General features: G+C 64.8%; 18 protein-coding genes. 8 read left to right on the top strand and 10 right to left on the bottom strand.

Annotation, left to right across the window (positions count from 1 at the left end; genetic code table 11):
• Positions 1-6 precede the first annotated feature (6 nt).
• The gene (locus FHW96_RS16530; RefSeq protein WP_172341684.1) at positions 7-1,245 is read right to left on the bottom strand and encodes an RsmB/NOP family class I SAM-dependent RNA methyltransferase; all 1,239 of its coding nucleotides are present in this window, start codon (positions 1,243-1,245) and stop codon (positions 7-9) included.
• Between the two features lie 55 nt (positions 1,246-1,300).
• Between FHW96_RS16530 and FHW96_RS16535 the strand changes: the two genes are divergently transcribed.
• A complete protein-coding gene (locus FHW96_RS16535) occupies positions 1,301-1,492 on the top strand; it encodes a DUF1674 domain-containing protein (RefSeq protein ID WP_172341685.1) in 192 nt (63 codons plus the stop codon).
• Between the two features lie 4 nt (positions 1,493-1,496).
• On the opposite strand, the gene hemH is transcribed toward FHW96_RS16535, so the two are convergent.
• From hemH to FHW96_RS16550, 3 genes are read right to left on the bottom strand one after another with little or no spacing between them, the layout of a single operon-like run.
• A complete protein-coding gene (gene hemH, locus FHW96_RS16540; RefSeq protein ID WP_172341843.1) occupies positions 1,497-2,525 on the bottom strand; it encodes a ferrochelatase in 1,029 nt (342 codons plus the stop codon).
• A gap of 8 nt (positions 2,526-2,533) precedes the next feature.
• Complete coding sequence (locus FHW96_RS16545) at positions 2,534-4,801, bottom strand: molybdopterin cofactor-binding domain-containing protein (protein WP_172341686.1); 2,268 nt, start codon at positions 4,799-4,801, stop codon at positions 2,534-2,536.
• A gap of 7 nt (positions 4,802-4,808) precedes the next feature.
• Positions 4,809-5,819 carry an Mrp/NBP35 family ATP-binding protein gene (locus FHW96_RS16550; RefSeq protein WP_172341687.1) on the bottom strand — a complete coding sequence of 337 codons (1,011 nt, stop codon included), beginning with the start codon at positions 5,817-5,819 and terminating at the stop codon, positions 4,809-4,811.
• Positions 5,820-5,974: 155 nt separating this feature from the next.
• On the opposite strand from FHW96_RS16550, the gene hflK reads away from it, so the two are divergent.
• The 3 genes from hflK (at position 5,975) to FHW96_RS16565 (ending at position 9,715) form a co-directional block, all read left to right on the top strand.
• On the top strand, positions 5,975-7,165 hold the full coding sequence (gene hflK, locus FHW96_RS16555; RefSeq protein WP_172341688.1) for a protease modulator HflK: 1,191 nt from the start codon (positions 5,975-5,977) through the stop codon (positions 7,163-7,165).
• Positions 7,162-8,034 carry a protease modulator HflC gene (gene hflC, locus FHW96_RS16560; RefSeq protein ID WP_172341689.1) on the top strand — a complete coding sequence of 291 codons (873 nt, stop codon included), beginning with the start codon at positions 7,162-7,164 and terminating at the stop codon, positions 8,032-8,034. The genes hflK and hflC overlap by 4 nt, the downstream gene beginning before the upstream one ends.
• Before the next feature lie 148 nt (positions 8,035-8,182).
• Positions 8,183-9,715 (top strand): Do family serine endopeptidase, encoded by a 1,533-nt coding sequence (locus tag FHW96_RS16565; protein WP_172341690.1) that lies wholly within the window; start codon positions 8,183-8,185, stop codon positions 9,713-9,715.
• A 315-nt stretch (positions 9,716-10,030) separates the two neighbouring features.
• Here the strand turns inward: FHW96_RS16565 and FHW96_RS16570 are convergent, their stop codons facing one another.
• Positions 10,031-12,076: a transglycosylase domain-containing protein gene (locus tag FHW96_RS16570; protein ID WP_172341691.1), complete on the bottom strand. Its 2,046-nt coding sequence runs from the start codon at positions 12,074-12,076 to the stop codon at positions 10,031-10,033.
• A 169-nt stretch (positions 12,077-12,245) separates the two neighbouring features.
• The gene (msrB, locus tag FHW96_RS16575; RefSeq protein WP_172341692.1) at positions 12,246-12,662 is read right to left on the bottom strand and encodes a peptide-methionine (R)-S-oxide reductase MsrB; all 417 of its coding nucleotides are present in this window, start codon (positions 12,660-12,662) and stop codon (positions 12,246-12,248) included.
• 226 nt (positions 12,663-12,888) lie between these two features.
• Between msrB and FHW96_RS16580 the strand changes: the two genes are divergently transcribed.
• Positions 12,889-15,399 carry a TonB-dependent receptor gene (locus FHW96_RS16580; RefSeq protein WP_172341693.1) on the top strand — a complete coding sequence of 837 codons (2,511 nt, stop codon included), beginning with the start codon at positions 12,889-12,891 and terminating at the stop codon, positions 15,397-15,399.
• A gap of 38 nt (positions 15,400-15,437) precedes the next feature.
• Here the strand turns inward: FHW96_RS16580 and FHW96_RS16585 are convergent, their stop codons facing one another.
• The gene (locus FHW96_RS16585) at positions 15,438-16,313 is read right to left on the bottom strand and encodes a dienelactone hydrolase family protein (protein WP_172341694.1); all 876 of its coding nucleotides are present in this window, start codon (positions 16,311-16,313) and stop codon (positions 15,438-15,440) included.
• A 193-nt stretch (positions 16,314-16,506) separates the two neighbouring features.
• On the opposite strand from FHW96_RS16585, the gene FHW96_RS16590 reads away from it, so the two are divergent.
• From FHW96_RS16590 to FHW96_RS16600, 3 genes are read left to right on the top strand one after another with little or no spacing between them, the layout of a single operon-like run.
• Positions 16,507-18,024 carry a carotenoid oxygenase family protein gene (locus FHW96_RS16590; protein WP_253951023.1) on the top strand — a complete coding sequence of 506 codons (1,518 nt, stop codon included), beginning with the start codon at positions 16,507-16,509 and terminating at the stop codon, positions 18,022-18,024.
• A gap of 3 nt (positions 18,025-18,027) precedes the next feature.
• A complete protein-coding gene (locus tag FHW96_RS16595) occupies positions 18,028-18,984 on the top strand; it encodes an SDR family oxidoreductase (RefSeq protein WP_172341695.1) in 957 nt (318 codons plus the stop codon).
• Complete coding sequence (locus FHW96_RS16600; protein ID WP_172341696.1) at positions 18,981-20,471, top strand: aldehyde dehydrogenase; 1,491 nt, start codon at positions 18,981-18,983, stop codon at positions 20,469-20,471. The genes FHW96_RS16595 and FHW96_RS16600 overlap by 4 nt, the downstream gene beginning before the upstream one ends.
• A gap of 80 nt (positions 20,472-20,551) precedes the next feature.
• Here FHW96_RS16600 and FHW96_RS16605 read toward each other — a convergent pair whose 3' ends face one another.
• From FHW96_RS16605 to FHW96_RS16615, 3 genes are read right to left on the bottom strand one after another with little or no spacing between them, the layout of a single operon-like run.
• Positions 20,552-21,307: an SDR family NAD(P)-dependent oxidoreductase gene (locus FHW96_RS16605; RefSeq protein ID WP_172341697.1), complete on the bottom strand. Its 756-nt coding sequence runs from the start codon at positions 21,305-21,307 to the stop codon at positions 20,552-20,554.
• Between the two features lie 11 nt (positions 21,308-21,318).
• A complete protein-coding gene (locus FHW96_RS16610) occupies positions 21,319-21,768 on the bottom strand; it encodes a nuclear transport factor 2 family protein (protein WP_172341698.1) in 450 nt (149 codons plus the stop codon).
• A 20-nt stretch (positions 21,769-21,788) separates the two neighbouring features.
• The gene (locus tag FHW96_RS16615) at positions 21,789-22,178 is read right to left on the bottom strand and encodes a nuclear transport factor 2 family protein (RefSeq protein ID WP_172341699.1); all 390 of its coding nucleotides are present in this window, start codon (positions 22,176-22,178) and stop codon (positions 21,789-21,791) included.
• Between the last annotated feature and the right edge of the window lie 112 nt (positions 22,179-22,290).

A 22,290-nucleotide genomic window follows, 5' to 3' on the forward strand; every position in this document is an offset into this window, starting at 1 on the left:
CCCGCCTTATTTCCGCCAGCGCGCGACGAAAAACCCGTCCAGCCCGCCTGCCTCGCCCAGCATCCCCGGATCGGTGCGCAGCCGGCCGTCGGCGTCCGGCGCCAGACCTGAGGGCAATTCCTCGGTCCGGATCGGATCGGGGGTCAGGCCCACCTTGGCTGCCTGCTCTTCGCCCTCCTCGCGCTCCAGCGAGCAGACCGCATAGACCAGCACGCCGCCGGGCTTAAGCCACCCCGCCGCGCGTGCCAGCAAAGCCTCCTGCAATTCGGCCATCTCGGCAATCTGGCGCGGGCCGATGCGGTGCAGCACATCGGGATGGCGGCGGCATGTTCCGGTCGCCGTGCAGGGAGCGTCCAGCAAAACCGCGTCGAACAATTCCTCCGGCTCATATTTCAGCGCATCGGCCGCGATCAGATCGGCATCCAGCCCCGTGCGCGCCAGATTGGCCCGCATCCGCTCGATCCGCTTGGGGCTGCTGTCCAGCGCGGTCACATGCCATCCGGCGGCGGCCAGTTGCATCGTCTTGCCACCCGGCGCGGCGCAAACGTCCAGCACGCGGCCGGCCCCCGTGCCAATCAACCGAGCGGGGATCGAGGCCGCCAGATCCTGCACCCACCAGTCGCCATCGGCAAAACCGGGCAGGCTTTCCACCGCATCCCCGCGCGACAGGCGCACATGGCCGGGCATCAGCGACAGGCCCTCGGGCGCATCCTTGCCCGCCTTCACCGTCAGATCCAGCGGCGGCGGCACGGCCAGACCCGCCGCAATGGCCTCGCCCTGCTCGCCCCAGCGCTCCGCCACAGCCTCGGGCAGGGTCGGGACTTCGGGCAGGGTAACGCCCTGCTTCACCAGCGCGGAAAACACGCCATGGGCCAGACGGCGCGGCCCGCCCTGAAGCAGCTCCAGCCCCGTGGCCACCACCGCATGGGACGGTGTTTCCAGCCGCAGCCAGCCCGCCAGCATCAGGCGCAACACGGCGCGGGGCTTGGCGTCGTCGGGCAACACCTGTTTCGTGGCCGAATCGATCAGCGCGTCGAGATCCACCATCCAGCGCATCGCCTCGCCCGCCAGCGCGCGGGCCAGCGCCTTGTCATTCTGGGGCAGGCCCTGCGTGGCGGCATGGGCCGCATTATCAAGCGTTTCACCCCGACGGAGCACCGCATCCATCAGGCGCAGCGCGGCACGGCGGGGGGCAAGGCCAGGGACGGTTTCACCAGTGTCGGGTCGATTGTTGCGTTGGTTCATCGGCCGCGCCTTAGGATATATTGCATTCCAGCGCCAGCAGGCGCATGGAACCGCCATGACCGACAATGCCGACCCCCGGCCGATCCAGCGCGCCACCCAGCGCCCCGGCACTTTCACCAAGCCGCAGCATTGGACCAACGATCCCGTGCCCACCCCGGCCGCGCCGAAAGACGAGGAAGACCCCGAGGGCCTGTCCCCCACCCGCTATGGCGATTTCACCCGCAAGGGGATCGCATGGGACTTTTGAGGGTTTAGACCCAGCCCATCAATTCGCGCCGCACCAGCGCCTCCAGCATAGCCATGCCATCGGCGCCCGCGTTGAGGCATTCCAGCACGGCGTAATCCTTCTTGCCTTGATAGGGGCCGCCTGCTTCCTCGAACACCTCGCGCCCGCGGATCGCCAGTTCCTCCAGCGTTTCGACGCAATCGGCGGAAAAGCCCGGCGCGGCAATTGCCACTCGCCCCACGCCCTCGCGCGCCAGGCGAGCCAGCGTATCCTCGGTCGAAGGCTCCAGCCATTTGGCCCGGCCAAAGCGCGACTGGAACGAGGTTTCCACCCTCAGCCCCGGAAATTCCCTCGCCAGCTCCTCGCCCAGCAGGCGCGCGGTCTTGCGGCACTGGCAATGATAAGGATCGCCCAGATGCAGCGTGCGTTCCGGCATGCCGTGGAACGATAGCAGCAGGACCTGCGGCACAAAAGCCAGCCCGCGCAGTTGCGCCGAAATATCGGCCCACAGCGCCTCAATATGCGCCGGATCATCGTAATAGGGCGGCAAGGTGCGGATCGCCGGCTGCCAGCGCATCGCGCCCAGCCCCTCGCCCAGCCGGTCGATCACGCTGGCCGTGGTGGCGCCCGAATATTGCGGATAGAGCGGGGCGACCAGAATGCGCTCGCAACCCGCCGCCTTCATCCGGCCCAGCACATCGGGGATCGAGGGCGCGCCATAGCGCATCGCCCAATCAACCATCACCGTATCGCCCATCCGCCCCTGCAGATCCTGCGCCTGCGCCTGCGTGATCGCGGCCAGAGGCGAGCCATCCGCCGTCCACACCTGCGCATAGGCATGGGCCGATTTGGCCGGCCGCGTGCGCAAAATGATGCCATGCAGGATCGGCAGCCACACCGCGCGCGGGATCTCCACCACGCGTGGGTCGGACAGGAATTCGGCCAGATAGGTGCGCACCGCCGCTGCCGTCGGCGCCTGCGGCGTGCCCAGATTGACCAGCATCACCCCCACGCGCGGGGCGGCCACAGGCGGATGATCGGAAGGGCGCTTCATCATCATTCCTAATCGTCAGAGGCCAAAGGCAGGCGGCGAAGCCTGATACCCGTGGCGGAAAACAAAGCATTGGCAATCGCAGGCGCGGCCACCGCCACGCCCAATTCGCCCGGATCGAAGGGATCGGCCCCACTGGCGATCAATTCAACCTCGACTTCGGGGCAATCGGCCAGCAAGGGCAAGCCCAATTGCCCCAGCCGCGATAAAGCCGGCAGGCCCTTCTCCCAGCCCGTGCTGGCGCCAAGGGCAAGACCGATGCCAAAGATCAGGCCGCCCTCGATCTGCTGGCGGGCGATGTCGGCGTTGATGATGCGGCCAATGTCGGCCACGGCGGTGATGCGGTCCACGCGGACGCCCGCGTCGCTGCGCCGCGCGGTGGCGATGGCCGCGATGCATCCGCCATCGCCCACCGCCCCCATGCGATGACAGGCCAGCCCTGCCCCGCTGCCATCCTTGCCGCCATTCCATTCGGCCAGCGCCGATACCCGCTGAAGACAGGCCGCCATGCGCGGATCGCCCGCCAGCATCCCCATGCGAAAGGACAAAGGCTCGCGCCCCAGCGCGGCGGCAATCTCGTCGAGGAAACTTTCCGTGACAAAGGCATGCAACGCATGTGTCCCCCCGCGCATCTGGCCCGTGGGCAGGCCGGTGGCGACAGGCGCATGATCGACCGCAACATGGGCAATGGAATAGGGCGGATTGGCGCCCTCCATCGCCATGCCATCCTTGCGATCCTGCATCTTGGCCGCCTTGGTCGGGCTGGCGGCGGACAGCATCCGCAATCCGAATTCGCGCATCGTGGCGGGCATGGCGATTTTGGCGCGCCACGCGGCAACATGGCCCGCCGTATCGGCCCGCGCTTCGACATGGGCGGCCATCGGCGCACGGGGCAATCCGGCGACATGCTCCTGCCACCGGCTCCAGATCAGCTGCACCGGCTTGCCCACCGCCTGCGCGATGGCGGCGGCCTGAATGGCAAAGCGGGCATCGAAACGGGCATCGAAACTGCCCCCGGCCGCCGCCGGATAGAGCGTCACCTGATGAGCGGGCACCGCCAGTTCGCGCGCGATGGCCAGTCTGGCGCGTTCAGGCGTATGTGTCGCCGCCCAGACCTCGACCATGCCATCGCGCAGCCGCGCAGTCGCCGTCGCGGTTTCCAGCGTGGCATGGACTGCCGGGGCAATGTCATAGCGCGCGGAAAATTGCGGGTGCACGCCCAGAATGCCATCGGCATCGCCCTGCGCGACCATGCGATGCGTGTCATCGCCCTTCAGCGCTCCGTCCAGCCCCTTGGTTATGTCGGCGCTCTCCAGCGGCTTTTCCACCGCAAAGCCGGGCGCGATCTTGGCCAGCGCCTGTTCCGCCGCCCACCAGTCGGTAGCCACAGCGGCCACCCAACGCGGCCCCTCGACCATGCGGACAAAGCCCGAAACCCCGCGCGCCCGGCCCGCATCATGCGCGCCCAGAGCGATATTTTCGCCGCGCGGAGCATGGCGGATCGCGGCATAGAGCATGTCGGGCAAGCGAATATCGCCCGCAAAGGGCCATGATCCATCGACCTTGGCCGGAGCATCGAGCCGGGGAAAGGCCGGTTCCGCTCCGCCCGGCAGCGCTGCCGGGCTTTCCGCAGGCGGCACAGGGCGCAGCACCGGTGGATCGGGCGGGGTCAGCCCCGCCGCATCCTGAACCAGCGCGCCAAAGCCAAACGAGCGCCCGCCATGGCGCACCGCCCCGCCCGACACCTCGCATTGCTCCCAAGGCACATTCCAGCGCGCCGCCGCCGCCATGGCCAGCACCGCCCGCGCGCTCGCCGCCGCCTTGCGCAGGGGTTCCTCATAGGCGGTGACCGCTGTGCCCGCGCCTGTGGCCATAAAGCGGTGATCCTCGGCCCAGCGGCGCACCATCCAGCTATGCCGATCCGCGACCAGCGGCGCGACAATCGGCGCCCAGAGCGGCGCCCAGTGCGCCGCCAGCGGCAGATTAGGGAACAGCGCACTGATCGGCGCGGGCGTCACCGCCACCTTCCGCCAGTCCGCCCCCAGTTCGACCGCCGCGATCTGGGCCAGCACGGTCATCACCCCCTGCCCCATCTCCAGCTGGGGGATCGCCACATTGACCACGCCATCCTTGCCGATGCGCAGCCATGCGTCGAAGGGGTATTCCCCCTCCTCAGGCGGGAAGGGATAAGCGTAATGCCGTGGCAGCAGGCTCCACCCGACCACAAGGCCACCGCCCGCCGCCGCGCCGATCAACCATTGCCGCCGGGTGATGGCCATGTCGGGCTTAGCCCTTTTCCGGGGTCACACCCTGCATCGCCAGCCATGGCAACAGCTTGCGGGCGATGGTGGCGAAAGCCTCGGCCTGCGGCCCTTCGCCCGCCGCCGGCGGCTCGCCCGCGTCCGAACCAAGGCGGATCGCCATATCCAGCGGCACGCGGCCCAGGAAAGGCATCTCCAGCCGCTTGGCCGCATCCTCGACCGCGCCGCAGCCGAAGGGGTCCGACACATTGCCGCAATGGGGGCAGACATAGCCCGCCATATTCTCCACCAGCCCCAGCACCGGCACATGGGCCGCCTCGAACAGGTTCAAGGCGCGGCTGGCATCCATCAGCGCCAGATCCTGCGGGGTAGAAACGATGACGGCGCCCGCGGGCTTGTGCTTCTGCACCATGGTCAATTGCACATCGCCCGTGCCCGGCGGCAGGTCGATCACCAGCACCTGCGTATCGCCCCACCATGCGTCGATCAATTGGTTCAGCGCGCCCGACACCATCGGCCCGCGCCAGGCAATCGCCCGCCCATCCTCGATCAGATGGCCCATCGAGAGCACCGGCACGCCATAGCGGCTGGGCACGGGGAACATCTTGCTGTCCTTGGCGATGGGCTTCATGCCTTCATTGGCCAGCAGGCGCGGCTGTGACGGGCCGTAGATGTCGGCATCGACCAGTCCGACCTTGATCCCCATCCGCGCCAGCGCCACCGCCAGATTGGCCGAGAGGGTGGATTTGCCCACGCCCCCCTTGCCCGAACCCACGGCAAGGATCAGCGGCCCTTTGGGCGCGGGAGCAGGCGCATCGCGGTCGGCCACGATCCCCACGCGCACCTCGGACACCCCGGGCGCGGACGACAGCGCGGCCTTGGCCCCGGCCTCCAGCGCGGCGCGGCCATCGCCGTCCAGCCCCGCTCCGTCCAGCACCAGCGTCACCACCCCATCGGCCAGACGCAGCGATTGCACCCGCGCACCCATATCGGCAGGCAGAAGTTGGCGCAGATCATCGGCGGGCTGGGCAGTCATCACGGCTTCCTTGTAGCAAAACAGGCTTGCCCCGCGCCCTAGAGCATTTTGACCCCAAGGGGAAACACCCGAAAGTGGGGCCGCTTGGGGAAATTTGCAGGTGAGGCTTCAATCGCCCCCTGTTAATTCGCAAGGAGCCACCTATAGATAAGGCCATGAAGCAATTGGCCGAGCGTATAGCGCAGGAAATTCAACGCCGCATTCAGGGCCGGGCATGGGGCAATTCCCTTGCCCTGCCGCCGGTGTTCAACGCCGAACAGGATGATGGCGAAGGCAAAGGCGGCGAAGGCGGCGCCCCCAGGCCCGAAGGTGAAAAGTCCGCCGGCACAGGCCCTCGCAACCCATGGCAACCGCCCAGCAACGGCAAGGGCGGGCCCCAACGCCGGGCCAGCAGCCTGGAGGATATTTTCCGCGCCCGGCGCGAAAATGGCGGACCGGGCGGCCCCGGCGGCCCCAGTTCGCCGCCCCCCGGCCCCAATTTCCGCATCCCCCAGCGCCCCGACGGCAAGAGCTGGACGCCGATGGTGCTGGGCGGAGTGGCGCTGGTCTGGCTGGTCTTTTCCACCGGGCATCAGCTCTCCTCGAACGAGCAGGGCATCGTCACCACCTTTGGCAAATATACCACCACCATCGGGCCGGGCATGAATTTCACCGCGCCCTGGCCGATCCAGCGCGTGCGGGTGGAGGATGTGACCTCGATACGGCGCGATAATGTGCCCGAGGGCGAGGCGGAAAAGCTGATGCTGACCGGCGATCAGAGCCTTGTCGATCTGAGCTATATCATCCGCTGGAACATCCGTAATCTCAAGCAGTTCACCTATCAGCTGGAAGACCCCAAGGGCACCGTGCGCGAAGTGGCCGAGGCCGCGATGCGCGCCAGCGTGGCCGAGGTGAAGCTCAACGATGTGATGCTGGGCACGAGGCGGGCCGAGATCGAGGCCAATGTGCGCCAGCGGATGCAGGCGGTGCTCGACGCCTATCATTCGGGCATTCTGGTGCAGGGCGTGGATATCAAGAAGGCCGATCCGCCCGCCAAGGTGAATGACGCCTTCCAGCGAGTGCAGGCCGCCCAGCAGGATGCCAACCGCGACATGTCGAATGCGCGCGCCTATGCCGAACAGGTGACCCAGCGCGCCGAGGGCGACGCCACCGCCTTCAACAAGGTCTATGATCAGTACAAGCTGGCGCCCGAAGTGACCCGCCGCCGCATGTATTACGCCACGATGGAGCAGGTTCTGTCGCAGAATGACAAGGTGATAGCCCCTGCCGGCGGCTTTAATTCCTATATGCCTTTGCCCGCGATCCAGAAAAAGTCCTCCGAGGACACCACGGTGGTGAAGCCATGAGCCGCCTGTTTCAGGACGGCATCGCCCCGCGCGCCAAATTGGCGGTGGCGGGGCTGATCGCGGCGGCGCTGGTGGGTTTTTCGGCCATCGTCGAGGTCCCCGAAAGCCAGCAGGCGGTGGTGATGTGGCTGGGCGATCCGGTGCGCGTCATCAATCGTTACAAGCCGGGCGTGGATTACGGCAACACGGGCGCGGGCTTGTCGCTGCGCGTGCCCTTCCTTGAAACGCTGGTGCGGGTGGACCGCCGCGTGCTCAATCTGGATATGGAACGCCAGCAGGTGAACTCCTCCGACCAGCAGCGGCTGGAGGTGGACGCCTATGCCCGTTTCCGCATCATCGACCCGGTCAAGATGGTCCGCACGGCGGGCACCAGCGAGCGGGTGCAGGAACAGTTGCAGCCGATCCTGACCAGCGTGCTGCGTCAGGGGCTGGCCTCCTATACGTTCCAGTCGCTGTTGACGCCCGAGCGCGGGGTGATGATGGAACAGATCCGCAAGGCGCTGGACCTTGAGGCGCGCGAATATGGCGCCCAGATCATCGACGTGCGCATCAAGCGCGCCGACCTGCCCGATGGCACGCCGCTCGAACGCGCCTATGCCCGCATGGAGGCCGCGCGCGAACAGGAAGCCACCACCATCCGCGCGATGGGCCAGAAACAGGCCCAGATCATCCGCGCCGATGCCGAAGCGACCGCCGCCAAGACCTATGCCGAGGCCTATGGCAAGGATCCCTCGTTCTACGATTTCTATCGCGCGATGGAGAGCTATCGAACCACCTTCGCCAACCCGGCCAACAAGTCATCGACCACGATCGTGCTGACGCCGGACAACGACTATCTGCGCCAGTTCCGCAATCAGAAGGGCCAATAGGGCGATGGAACCGGGCGGCATCTATTCAATTTCCATTCAGGACCGCCGCGCGTAAATATAACGAGCTAGATAACCCCGTGGCCGAACGGAGAACGGCCCCCGCCCCCGGTGCAGCCGGGTCCGGGCAACACAACAAGGACTATGCCCAGTGCGATACGCTTATGGAGTGACCAGTGCGCTGCTTCTTGGGGGTGCGACCCTCTCGCTCCTCACCGGACTTCCCGCCGGGGCGCAGGTGGCGCAAAACGATGCGCAGAACATTCAGGCGATCACGCCCCGCGTGGGCGCGCCTTCCAGTTTTGCCGATCTTACCAGTCAGTTGCAGCCGGCGGTGGTGAACATTTCCACCCGCCAGAAGGTGCGCGTGGCAGGCGGAGCCAATCCCTTTGCCGGCACGCCTTTTGAAGGCTTCTTTGGCGGCGGCGAAGGTCAGGGCCAGGCCCCCCAGACCCGCGAGGCGCAATCGCTGGGTTCCGGCTTCATCGTTTCGGCCGACGGCTATCTGGTCACCAACAACCATGTGGTGACGCCCGAAGGACAGGGCGTGGTCGAATCGATCACCGTCACCCTGCCCGACGGCAGCGAATATCCGGCCAAGCTGATCGGCAAGGATGCGGCCTCCGACCTTGCCGTGCTGAAAATCACGGCGGGCAAGCCGCTGCCTTTCGTCAAGTTCGGCGACAGCCGCGCCTCGCGCGTGGGCGACTGGGTGGTGGCCATCGGCAACCCCTTCGGCCTTGGCGGCACCGTCACGGCGGGCATCATCTCGGCGGTCTATCGCAACACCGGTCAGGGCGGCGCCTATGACCGCTATCTGCAGACCGACGCGGCGATCAATCAGGGCAACTCGGGCGGCCCGATGTTCGACATGAAGGGTCAGGTGATCGGCATCAACCGCGCGATCTTCTCGCCCTCTGGCGGCAGCGTGGGCATCGGCTTTGCCATCCCCGCCGAAACCGCAGCCCCGATCGTCGATCAGCTGATCAAGGGCCAGACCATCGAGCGCGGCTATCTGGGTGTGCGGATCCAGCCCGTCACCACCGATTATGCCGATTCGATGGGCCTGCCCCACAATCGCGGCGAGCTGATCCAGGCGGTCGAGCCCGGCAAGGGCGCCGATCAGGGCGGCATCAAGGCGGGCGACGTGGTGCTCAAGGTCAATGGCAAGGACGTGACCCGCGACCAAACGCTCTCCTTCCTCGTGTCGAACGTGAAACCGGGCACCAAGATCCCGCTCGAAGTGCTGCGCGGCGGACAGCGCATGACGCTCAACGTGGCCGTCTCCAAGCGGCCCACCGACGAGGAACTGGCCCAGCAGACCTTTGACCGCAAAAAGGGCGGCGATGACTTCGAAAAGGCCCCCACCAAGGGCACCGGCCTTGCCGAAAAGTCGCTCGGCCTCTCGCTGCTGACGCTCAACCCGCAGATCGCACGCCAGCTTGGCTTACCCGAGGATACCAAGGGCGTGGTCGTGGCGGGCGTCGATGCCTCCTCGGACGCGGGCGCCAAGGGCTTTGAACGCGGCGACGTGCTGCTCTCGGTCAACAACGCCCCGATCACCTCTGTGGGCGAAGTCGAAAACGGCATCCGCGCAGCGCAGTCGGCGGGCCGGACCGCCATCGGCGTGCAGTGGATGCGTCCCGGTCAGCCGCCGATCTATGTGGGCATCCGCCTGCGTTGATCGCTTGCGCCTAGGGTATGAACAAGGCCCTCGTCAGCATCAGGCTGGCGGGGGTTTTGTTTGCGCGGGTTTTAAGGGTTTATGCCTCCGGCGGGCAAAGGGACTTGTCCCTTTGCAATCCCATTTTGGGGTGGCGGATGGTTGGCGGGGAAGCCCTATGAAATGAAAGCCTGCGGCGCGGCAAGGGCAGCCCTATCCGCGCCGCAGGTTTTATAAATTCGAACATTGCGTCCGACACCAAACGCCGAACCCGATACGCAACGCAGACAGTAACGGGAGCGCGAGGGTCTAGACCCTCGCGCCTATCCCTTTCCCTTAAATCCCCACGCCAGGCTGCGCCCGCTTCTTCACATTATCCCCCTGCCGTCCGGTGGCATTGTCCAGAAAGTCCGGATTGGCCGCAGGCGCGGGCTGATTGTCGGTGGGGTTATTGCCATCGGGGCCGGCGCCATCCTCGGTCGGCACATAGGCGTCCGGCCCGCTCAGGTTCGCCATATCGTCCGGCTCAAGCTGCCAGTCGGGCAGGGTCAACTGGGTTTCGAAGGGCTCGATCGGGCGCTGGGCCACGGCAACCTTCATATATTGGGCAAAGGCGCGCGCCGGGGCGGTGCCGCCCTGCAGGCCGGGAACGGCCTTGGCATCGTCGCGGCCCATCCACACGCCGGTGGTCACGCCGCTGGAGAAGCCGAGGAACCAGCCGTCCTTGTTGCTGCTTGTGGTGCCGGTCTTACCGGCAACCGGGCGGCCGATCTGGGCCGCGCGGCCGGTGCCGATGTTGACCGCGGTCTGGAGCAGATCGGTGATCCCGGCCGAAACGAAGGGGGCCACCAGTGTCTGCCCTTGCTTCTGAGCATGTTCGTACAGCACACGGCCATCGCTGGCCACAACCTTGACGATGCCATAGGGCTCAACCGAAGTGCCCCGCGCTGAAACGGCGGCAAAAGCCTTCACCATGTCGATCACGCGCACGTCATTGCTGCCCAGCACCATCGAGGGGTTGGTGGAGATCGGCGTGCTGATGCCAAAGCGGCGCGCCATCGCGGCCACGGCGTCAAATGTCACCTGCTGGCCCAATTGCGCGGCCACGGTGTTTTTCGAATAGGCAAAGGCCGTGCGCACGTCGATCTGGCCCGCATAGGTGCCGCCCGAATTGCGCGGGCTCCACCCATCGATGGTGACGGGCTGGTCAACCACTGGATCATCAGGCTTCACGCCCGCCTCCAGCGCGGCCATATAGACGAACAGCTTCCACGCCGAGCCGGGCTGGCGCAGGGCATTGGTCGCGCGATTGTAATTGCTGGCCACGTAATCCTGACCGCCCACCATCGCCAGCACCGCGCCATCGCGGTCCATGCTGACCAGCGCGCCCTGCGCATCCTTGGGCGTATAGCCCTTGATCGCCGAGGTCGCCGCATTCTGGAGCTTGGGGTCCAGCGTGGTCCAGACCTCCAGATTGTCGTGGTTGTTGGGGTCGCGCGTTTCAGGCAGCAGCACGTCGAGTTGGGGCAGCGCCCAGTCGGTGAAATAGCGCACCGTGCTTTGCGAGGCTTCGGCGGCCAGTTTGACCGATTGCAGATCGACGCCATCGGCCTGCGCCGGAGTGATCGCGCCCGCGTCCACCATTACCTCGAGCACGACCTTGGCGCGATCGATGGCGGCCTGCTGGTCGGCGGTGGGCGAATAATGGCTGGGGGCCTTGACCAACCCTGCGATGATCGCGGCCTCGCCAAGGCTGAGCTGGCGGCCTTCGTGGCCGAAGAATTTGCGCGCGGCCGCATCCACGCCATAGGCGCCGCCGCCGAAATAGACCTTGTTCAGATAGAGTTCGAGGATCTCGTCCTTGGAGAACTTGAACTCCAGCGCCAGCGCGATCAGCGCCTCGCGGGCCTTGCGGTTCCACGTGCGGTCATTGTTGAGGAAGATCGTGCGCGCCAATTGCTGGGTCAGGGTCGAGCCGCCCTGGCGCCATTTGCCCTTTTGCGCGCGCACGTAAAAGCTGCGCAGCACGCCGATCGGGTCAATGCCGATATGGTCGCGGAAACGGCGATCCTCGGTGGCGACGATGGCCGCCTTCATTTCCGAGGGAATGTCCTGATAGGCCAACCATTTGCCGTAGCTGGGGCCCATGGCGAACAATTCGCTGCCGTCGCGCGCGCGCACCAGAATGGTCTGGCCGTTCTGGCTGGTCTTCATCGTGTCGAAATCGGGCAATTGCTGGGCCTCGAACCACACGGCGGCAAAGGCCGTGATCAGCACCAGCAGGCCGAACGCCCCGGTCCAGATGGCGATTTTCTTCAAAAAGCCGCGCACACCCGAACTGGTGCCGGAATCGCCCGAACCGCGCTTATTCTGCCTTGCCATCGAAACGCCAACCCCTGCTGCGCGCGCGGAAAAGAGCCGACGCCGCGCCAATCATGCACAAACCACGGGCGCGCGAAATGGATCCGCGCGCCGCCTGACAAATCCGCATAGGCGATAGAGCGCCCTTGGTTAACCTGAAATTGCTGGGGTTATCGCAAAAACAGGGCGGTCAGTCTCGTGGCTCGAAATCCAGACTGGCGCTGTTGATGCAATAGCGCAGGCCGGTGGGTTGCGAACCATCGGGAAAGACATGGCCCAGATGGCCGTCGCAGCGCGCGCAGCGCACCTCGGTGCGGATCATGCCATGGGACATGTCGCGGTGTTCAAGGATCGCGTCGCTGCCCTCGGGGGCGTAGAAACTGGGCCAGCCCGAGCCGGAATTATACTTGGTGTCCGACGAGAAGAGCGGCGCGCCGCAGCCCGCGCACAGATATTCGCCCGCCGCCTTATTGCCCTCATACTCGCCGGTAAAGGCGCGCTCGGTGCCGCCTTCGCGCAGCACATGATATTGCATCGGGCTCAGGCGCGCGCGCCATTCTTCCTCGGTGTGGGGCATGTCGGGGTCAGCCCTTTGGGAATCGGACATAGGGGAGTTCTCCTTTGCTGCCCGGATATATGGGGGGAGGCCCGCAAGCGCGCAAGCCGTTCGCCCCCTTGACGCAGCCTTACGGTGACTGCGGCAAGAATGTCGCGGTGGCGGGGAAAATGGGATTGGGAATAACAATCACATTGCTGAAATTTTCACAAACGCGATAAACAGACTTTGACGCGGCGTGCTAGGGATTCGCCGCGCACCTATGAGAGGATGCATCATGATCGGTATCAGGGGGCTTTACCTGTCTGGCGCTTGCGTTGCGATGATCGCAACCGCCACCACCGCCCATGCTCAAACCGAGCAGGCCAAAAAAGACGTCACCACCGGTGAAATCGTCGTCACAGCGCAATTCCGCAGCCAGAAGCTGCAGGACACACCGCTGGCCATCACCGCGATGACCGGGGCGTCGCTGGCCGCGCGGGGGCAGACCAATGTGGCCGAAGTGGCGGCCCAAACACCCAATGTCACGCTGACCCCGCAAAACGCCTATCTGGGGCCGGGCATCATCGCCTTTATCCGCGGCGTGGGCCAGACCGACCCCAACTTTGCGCTCGAACCGGGCGTGGGCATGTATATCGATGATGTCTATCTGCCCACCCTTACCGGTTCGCTGCTCGACCTGATGGACCTCGACCGGGTCGAGGTGCTGCGCGGGCCGCAAGGGACGCTCTCGGGCCGCAACTCGCTGGGCGGCTCGATCAAGCTCTATTCGGTCAAGCCCCAGGGCAATGGCAAGGGCATGGTCGAGGGCACCTACGGCTCGTTCAACCGCATCGACATGCGCGCGTTTTTCGACCTGAAGCTGGCCGACAATCTGTTCCTGCGCGTGTCGGGCGCGACCAAGAACCGCGACGGCTATGTGAAGCGGCTCGACTATGCCAAGACCCACCCCGGATCGAATGTGCCCACACAGGCCACCGGCGACAGCCCCGTGCTGGGCACGCTGGGCGGCACCAGCTTTACCGCGGGCAAGGTGGCGCTGCGCTGGCAGCCCTCCACCAATGTCGAGGTCAATGTCTCGGGCGACTATACCCGCCAGCGTGACGAGCCGGGCGCGACGGTGCTGGTCTATGGCAATTCCATCGCGCAATTCGCAGGGTCGCCGGTCAGCAAATCGCCCGCCCGCCCGTGGCTGCGCGGCACCAACGGCGCCTCGATTCCCTTGAACTGCGCCTTTGTCACCAGCGGCGTGAACAGTTGCGACACTGTGCCCGCCGGATATGACGGGCGCTATGTCTCCTATGCCACCTTCTTCGACAATGCGGCATCGGACAGCCAGATGCCCTATAAGCCACTGACGCTGAACCCGCATTCGAACCTCGACAATTACGGCTTTGCCGGGACCATCGACTGGACGCTGGCCGATGATCTGGCGCTCAAATCCATCAGCGCCTATCGCCATTACAACTCCTCATGGGCCTTTGCCGAAGGCGCCCCGGTCCAGCCATCCATGCTGGAGCAGGCGCAGGCCAACACCCAGTGGAGCGAGGAAATCCGCCTGTCCGGCAAGGCCTTGAACCGCCGTCTGGATTACACGGTGGGCGGCTTCTATTTCCACGCCAAGGGCACCTATACCGGGCGCATCGACCTCAATTATGCGGGCATCGACTTCCTGCACGGGCCGGACACCACGCCCGCCACGAACAAGGCGGTCTTCGCCAACGTCTCAGGCAAGCTGACCGAGGCGCTGACCATCACCGGCGGCATCCGCGCCAGTTGGGACACCAAGGATTACACCTATTCGCGGCACAATCCCGATGGTTCGCCCATCCTGCCCTGCACCGGCTATCCCTTTGTCGTAGGCCAGCCTTCGAATTGCGCCATCGCCGCCCTCAACGGCCTGAACGCCCATTTCGAAAAGCAGCGCACAGACTGGCGCATCGCGGGCGACTATCGTTTCAGCCCGCAACTGATGGCCTATGCTCAGGTTTCGACAGGCTATCGCGCGGGCGGCGTCAATCCGCGCCCGTTCTATATCAATCAGGCCCAGTCCTTCCAGCCCGAGACCATCGTGGCCTATGAGGCGGGCTTCAAGTCCGACCTGTTCGACCGCAAATTGCGCTTCAACGTGTCGGCCTTCTACAATGATTACAAGAATATCATCCTGACCGTGCTGAATTGCCCCAACACGCTTGGTTTCCCGGCAACGCCCTGCCTGCAACCCAAGAATGTCGGCTCGGCCCATGTGAAGGGCTTTGAAATCGAAACGACGATCCGGCCCACCGCCGGGCTGACCTTCGACGCTTCGCTGTCCTATCTCGATTTCAAATATACCACCGTGGACACCGCCAGCACCGGGGTTCAGGCCAGCTTCGTGCCCCCCTATACCCCCAAGTGGAAGTGGAACGCGGGCGTGCAATATGACATCCCCGATGTCCTGAAGGGCACGCTCTCGCTGCGCGCAGATGGCAACTACCAGTCGCACATCTATGTCGACCCCACCAATGTCGACAGCGCCGTGGTTTCCACCAGCACGGCCACCAATGGCGGCGGCGGATCGCTGGCCACGCAGATGGCGACCAACCGGATCAACGGCTATTTCCTGGGCAACGGCCGGATCACGTGGAAGAGCGCCGCCGATGGCTGGACCGCCAGCGTCGAGGTGCGCAACATCTTCAACAAGTACTACTTCACCTCGATGACCGCGAATTATGTGTCGATCGGCACGGTGTCGGGTGCGCCCGGCCTGCCGCGGACATGGGCGGTCACGCTGAAAAAGGACTTCTGATCCAGGAAGGGGGAGGCCGAAAACCTCCCCCTTTTTCTTTACAGCTTGGCAAAAAGCGCCAGTTGGCGGGCATAGGCCCTGTCGGCCTCTTCCTTATTATAGGTCGCGCCGTCCAGCGTGCACCAGCCATGATCGGCATTGTACACTTCCACCTCCGCCGGACGACCGGCAGCAGCAGCGGCGGCCTTCAGCGCGTCCTTGTCGCCGGGGCTGCGCGCATCGTCATTCTTGCCGATGGCAAAGAGGAAACCCGCCTTGGTCGCCGCGATCAGCTTGTGCGGGCTGTCGGGCGCTTCGCTGACCAATCCGCCGCCATGGAAACTGGCGCAGGCCGTCACGCGGTCCGGGTTCGCGGCTGCCGTGCGCACGGTGTAGCTGCCCGTCATGCAATAGCCCGCCGAGCCCATCTTGCGCTTCGTATCGACCACCGCCTGCTTGTCCAGCCAGCCCACAAAGGCCTTGGAATCGCTGATAATGCCGGGCGTGGTGATCGCGGCAATCGCGGGCTTCAGCTTCTCACCGCCCGCAGGGGTGCGCCATTCGGCCATCGTGGCCAGCAGCGGCGCCTTGGCCGTGCGATAGTAATGGTTGACCAACAAGACCGCATAACCATCCGAGGCCAGACGCCGCGCCATCACCTTATAGGCATCGCGCGAACCGGCAATGTCGGGCCAGACGATGATGCCGGGATGCTTGCCGGTGGCGGGGTGGACGAAAAAGGCGTCGCATGTGCCATCGGGCGTGGTGATGGCCACCGCGCTTTCCTTCAGCGCCGCGCCTGCGGCAATCGCCTGCTCGGCCCCGGCCATGGCGGCGGCGGCGCCTGCAGCGCTCAAGGCGGCAAACTGGCGGCGCGACAGGCCATGCCCGACGGCACTGGCGTCTTCATCAGCGATGGTGAGTTCGTCGCACATGGAAATGCTCTCCTGATATTGCGCAGACCCGCGCGGCCCGCCCTTTTTCGAATGCCAAGCTGGCGCAGAAACGGAGATAATTCAACCGTGCCGGAAGGGGCGATACAATTTGCGACCCGCGTCATCAAAAGGGGATTGCATGACGCGGCAAAGCGCATAAGATGCTAACAAACGTTACGATAAAAGGGTGAGGATGATGGCAACAATCGCAGGGGCCGACGCGCCCGCAACCGCAAAGCAATTCCCGCAAACGCCGCATTTTGTCGGCCTTAATCAACCGGTCGGACAGGAACTCTCGTTCACGGGCCTGTCGGTCGAAGGCACTCTGCCGCCCGAGGTGCTGGGCAGCTTCTATCGCGCCGTGCCCGATCCGCATTTCGCGCCCAAGTTCGACGATGACAATGTGCTGTCGGGCGATGGCATGATCAGCCGCGTCTCCTTCAACGCCGACAACACCGTGGATTACGCGATCCGCTATGTCCGCACCGCGCGCTGGATCGCCGAGGAGGAAAAGGGCCGCGCGCGCTTTGGCCGCTATCGCAACCCTTTCACCGATGACGCCGATGTGGCGGGCGTCGACCGCACCGTGGCCAACACCACGCCGGTCTGGCACGCCGGGCGCCTGCTGATGACCAAGGAGGATGGCCGCCCCTACGCAATCGACCCGGTCACGCTGGAAACGCGCGGCTCCTATGACTTTGGCGGAAAGCTGAAATCGCAGACCGTCACCGCCCATGTCCGCATCGATGCGCAGACGGGCGAGATGTTCCTCTATGGCTATGAGGCCGATGGCCCGGCCAGCACCAAGGTGGCCTATCTGATCGTCGATGCGCAGGGCAATCTGACCAGCGAGCAATGGTTCGATGCGCCCTATTGCGCGATGATGCATGATTTCGCGATCACCGAGAATTACGCGCTCTTTCCCATCTATCCCACCACCTGCTCGCTCGAACGGCTCAAGGCGGGCGGCGATCATTGGGTGCATGAGATGGAGACGGACAGTTGGCTGGGCGTGATGCCGCGCTATGGCGATGTCTCGGAAATGCGCTGGTTCAAGGGGCCCAAGGGCGTTTCGGCCTATCACTTCCTGAACGCCTTTGAAGACGCCAACGGCATCATCCATTTCGACCAGTGCCTGTCGAACACCAACGCCTTCCCCTTCATCCGCGAGGCTTCGGGCATCCATATGGCCCCGTGGGAGGTGCAGGGCGCGCTGACCCGCTGGAGCGTCGATCCGAAAGGTGACGCCAGCGATGTGACGCAAAGCGTGGTCGGGCCTCCGGGCGATTTTCCCCTGATCCCGGCGCGGTTTCAGGGGTGCCCCAATCCCTATGGCTGGATGCTGACCATGGACCCGCAGATGAAGGGGCCACCGCTGGCGGGCGGCCCGGTGGGGGCCATGTTCAACATGATCGTCCGGCTCGATTTCACCGGCGGGCCGGGTCAGGTCGTCGATGCCCTGCCGCTGCCGGTGGGCTGGAGCCTGAACGAGCCGGTGCATGTGCCCGCCCATGATCCCGATCATCTGGGCTATATTGTCACCATCGTCGACCATCAGACCGGCGATAATCAGTTCGAACATGCCGCATGGGTGCTCGATGCGGGCGCGCTGCACAAAGGCCCGGTGGCCAAGGTCGCCATCCCTGCCCGCCTGCGCCCGCAGGTCCATGGCTGGTGGGTGCCGCAGGGCGCTCTGGAAGCGGCGGAGTAAGCCATGGGCAGGATCGTTATCACCGGCGCCAGCGGCCAATATGGTCGCGGCGTCACCGACCGGCTGATCGCGGCAGGTCTGGGGGATCGGCTGGTGTTGATCTCCCGCAGCCCCGCCAAATTGGCCGAGCGCGAGGCGCAGGGCTGCACCGTCCGCTATGGCGATTTCGACCGGCCCGAAACGCTGGCCGATGCCGTGGCGGGGGCGGACACCATGCTGCTGATTTCCGGCACGCGGGTGGGCGCGCGCGTGGCCCAGCACAAGGCCGCGATTGATGCCGCCGCCGCGCAGGGGGTTCGCCACATCCTCTACACCAGCTTCATCGGCATCGACGATCCGGCCAACCCCGCTGAGGTGCGCCATGACCATATCGAGACCGAACGCCTGATCCGCGAGAGCGGCATGGATTGGACCATGCTGCGCGATGCGCATTATGCCGATGCGATGATCGTGATGGCAGGGCCGGGCGTGATGAGCAGCGGCCAATGGATTTCAAACGCGGGCGATGGGCGCGAGGCGATGGTCTGGCGCGAGGATTGCGTGGAAAGCGCGGTGGCGGTGCTGCGCGACATTGCCGCCGGATCGCAGACCCATGCGGGCCGAATCTATAACATCACCGGGCCGGATTTGCAGAGCTTTGCCGAGGTGACGGCGATCCTGTCACAGATCACCGGCGTGCCGCTGGCCTACACGTCCGTCTCGGACGAGGCGCAATATGCGATCTTCGACGCGATGGGCATCCCCCGCCGCCCGGTCGATGATCAGAGCGTCAACGGCATCCCATGGAACAGCGACGACATGGTCACATTCGGCGCGGCGATCCGCGAGGGTTTCCTCGCCATTTGCAGCGATGATGTCGAAAAACTCACCGGCCGCCCGGCCCGTTCGGTGCGCACTCTGATCGAGGCGCATGCCGATATGCTGCGCGCGGCCGCCCGACCGATGGAACATGCGAAATGAACGCCCCCTTCCCCCAGATCACCCCGGTTGAACCCAAAATTGCTCACCCCGACCGCCTGTTCATCGGCGGCGCATGGGTGACCGCCCATTCGGGCCGGATGATCGAACAGGTCAGCCCCGATACCGAGGAAGTCGTCAGCGCCGTGGCCGAGGCCGATGAAGCGGATATGGACGCCGCTGTTGCGGCCGCGCGCCATGCCTTCGATCACGGCCCATGGCCCCGGATGCAGCCCGGCGAACGCCTGGCGGTGATGAAAAAGATGGCCGCGATCCTGCACGCCCGCGTGGGCGAGACGGCGCGGGCATGGTCGATGCAGATGGGGGGCCTCGCCAGCTTTTCCGGCATCATGCAGGGCGGATCGAACGCCACCTTCGACGGCATCATCGCCATGGCCGAGGGGTTCGACTGGGTGGAAAAGCGCCCCACGGTGGGCGCGGCGGTGGGCCTTGTCGCCTATGAGCCGGTGGGCGTGGTGGCCGCGATTGCGCCATGGAACGGGCCTTACGGCATCATGCTGAACAAGGTGGCCTATGCGCTGGCCGCCGGGTGCTGCATCATCATGAAGCCCAGCCCGGAAACCCCGCTGGAAGCCTATATCATCGCCGAAGCGGCGCAAAGTGCGGGCGTTCCGGCGGGCGTGGTCAATCTGGTCACGGGCCACCGCGAGGCTTCGGACCATCTGGTCTGCAATCCGGGCGTGGACAAGGTCAGCTTCACCGGATCGACCGTGGCGGGCAAGCGCATCGCGCAGGTCTGCGGCGAGCGGATTGCGCGTTGCACGCTGGAATTGGGCGGCAAATCGGCGGCCATCGTGCTGGACGATTTCCCGATTCCGATCGCCGCCAAGATCTTTGCCGGAACCATCTGCATGATGAGCGGACAGGTCTGTGCGATGCTCAGCCGCGTGCTGGTGAGCCGGGTGCGCCATGACGAACTGGCCGCCGCGATTGCCGCCGAAATGGCGCAGGTAAAGATCGGCCATAGCGACGATCCGACGACCCAGCTTGGCCCGGTGGCGATGAAGCGGCAATTGGAGCGGATCGAGAGCTATATTGCAGAGGGCAAAAGCACCGCCCGCCTCGTTCATGGCGGCGCTCGCCCGGCGCATCTGCCCAAGGGCTATTTCATCGAGCCGACCCTGTTTGCCAACGTCGATAATGCCAGCCGCATCGCGCAGGAGGAAATTTTCGGGCCGGTCCTCGCGCTGATCCCTTATGAGGACGAGGCTGACGCCATTCGCATCGCCAATGATTCCAGCTTCGGCCTCAATGGTTCGGTGCTGACACAGGATGTCGATGCTGCCTATCGCATCGCGCGGGCGGTGCGCACGGGCGCGGTCGGACAAAACGGGCTGCGCATGGATTTCGGCCTGCCCTTTGGCGGCTTCAAGCAATCGGGCCTTGGCCGTGAAGGCGGGATCGAGGGCCTGCTGGGCTATACCGAGCTGAAAACCATCCTGCTCGATGGGATGCCATCGGCGCTTTAAAACCCGAAAGGGCCAAAAACCCGAAAGGGGGCGCCGGCCAGATTACGGCGACGCCCCCTTCCCCTCTCACAGAGCGGACATCAACGCAGCTCGATACAGCCGCCATCGACGAATAGGTCGACGCCATTGATAAACGATGCGCGCGCGCTGGCAAGAAACAACACAGCCTCGGCAAGCTCTTCTGAGCTTCCCATGCGACCAATTGGCACCACACCTGCCATCATTGCCTTCATTTCGGCGATAGTTTCGGGCGAAGCGTCGCGTTTGAAGATTTCGGTATCGGTCGGGCCGGGGCTGACCATATTCACCCGGATGCGGCGCGGCAGCAATTCCTTGGCCAGAATGCGCGCCATCGCCCGCAGGCCCGCCTTGGCCGCCGCATAAACGACATTGCCCGGCACAGCGGCCAGCGAACCGATCGAGCCGGTGATGACAATGGCGCCACCATCGCGCATCAGCGGCAGGGCGCGCTGAATCGCAAAGAACGCCCCGCGCAGGTTCACGTCATGGATCTGGTCCCAGAATTCCTCGGTGACCTGCTCGACCGGCGCAAATCCGCCTACGCCCGCATTGACGAAAAGCACGTCGATCCCGCCCAGCGCCTCCTCGATTTCGGCCATGGCGCCCGCGCTTTGCTGCGGATCGGCCATGTCGCTGCGGATGGCCAGGGCGTCGAGATCCTCGGCCACATCGCGCAGCGCATCCATGTTTCGCCCGGTAACGGCCAGTTTCGCGCCTTCCTCGCGGAAGCGGCGCGCGGCGGCAAGGCCGATCCCCGCCGTGCCGCCCAGCACCACCACGCAGCGGTCAACAAATTCGCCCGAAATCGACACCATCGCCCGGCCCCTTAAAACATCGTGTTATTGTTAGCCGACTTTTCCGGCACCGGCTGCAACACGTCCCAGTGCTCCATCACCTTGCACCCCTTCACGCGGAAAATATCGACCACCGCCGATCCGCGCTCTTCCGGCTTCATCCGGCTGTGCGTATGCACCATCACCAGATTGCCATCGGCCAGAATGCGCTTGATCTCCGCCTTGTGTCCGGGATTGGCCTTCATAAAGGGTTCAAGAAAGGCAATCGCCGCATCGCGCCCGCTGGCGGCATAGGGGTTGTGCTGAATATAGGTCGGGTCAACCCATGTCTCGAAGGCGTGGCGCACCTCGCCCTTGATGTAGAATTCATCCATGAAACGGGTGACGACCTGTTTGGGGGTCAGTTTGCAGACCGGCGCCTTGCCAGATGGGGGGGAAGCAGGCGCGGAGGAAAGCAGCAGCAAAGCAGCCAGTGACAGCATCGAAAACTCTCCTGTTTTTTTCAGAACATAGGAAGCGGATTGACCGGATGGGCGGGCACTTCCTGCAACACATCCCAGTGCTCGGCAATCATGCCGTCCGCCACGCGGAAGATATCCACCACGGCCAGCCCCGGATCGCCGGGAAAGCGTTCGACATGAACATGCACCGCCACCATATCGCCATCGACCATGGCGCGATGGATGGTTTGCCGCGCATCGGGGCTTTCGGCCCGCACATGGTCGAGAAAGCTTTTGAGCGCCGCAACGCCCGGCTCGGCCAGCGAGGAATGCTGCACATAATCGGGCGCAATATAGTGATCGACGGCCTGCGAATCCATCGCGATCAAAACCTTGTGATACATCTCGATCACCAGCGCGAGATTCGCCTCTTCCTGCGCATTTCGCGCCATCGCATCTCTCCCCTGCCTGTTGTTTTTGCGCGATGAACCTGTGTTGCCGCGCAATGGCTATTGTAACAATTGATAGCATATGCCAGACAGGATGCAACCATGCGCGAGGGAC

This window comes from Novosphingobium sp. SG751A (assembly GCF_013149295.1).
Classification (GTDB): Bacteria; Pseudomonadota; Alphaproteobacteria; order Sphingomonadales; family Sphingomonadaceae; genus Novosphingobium.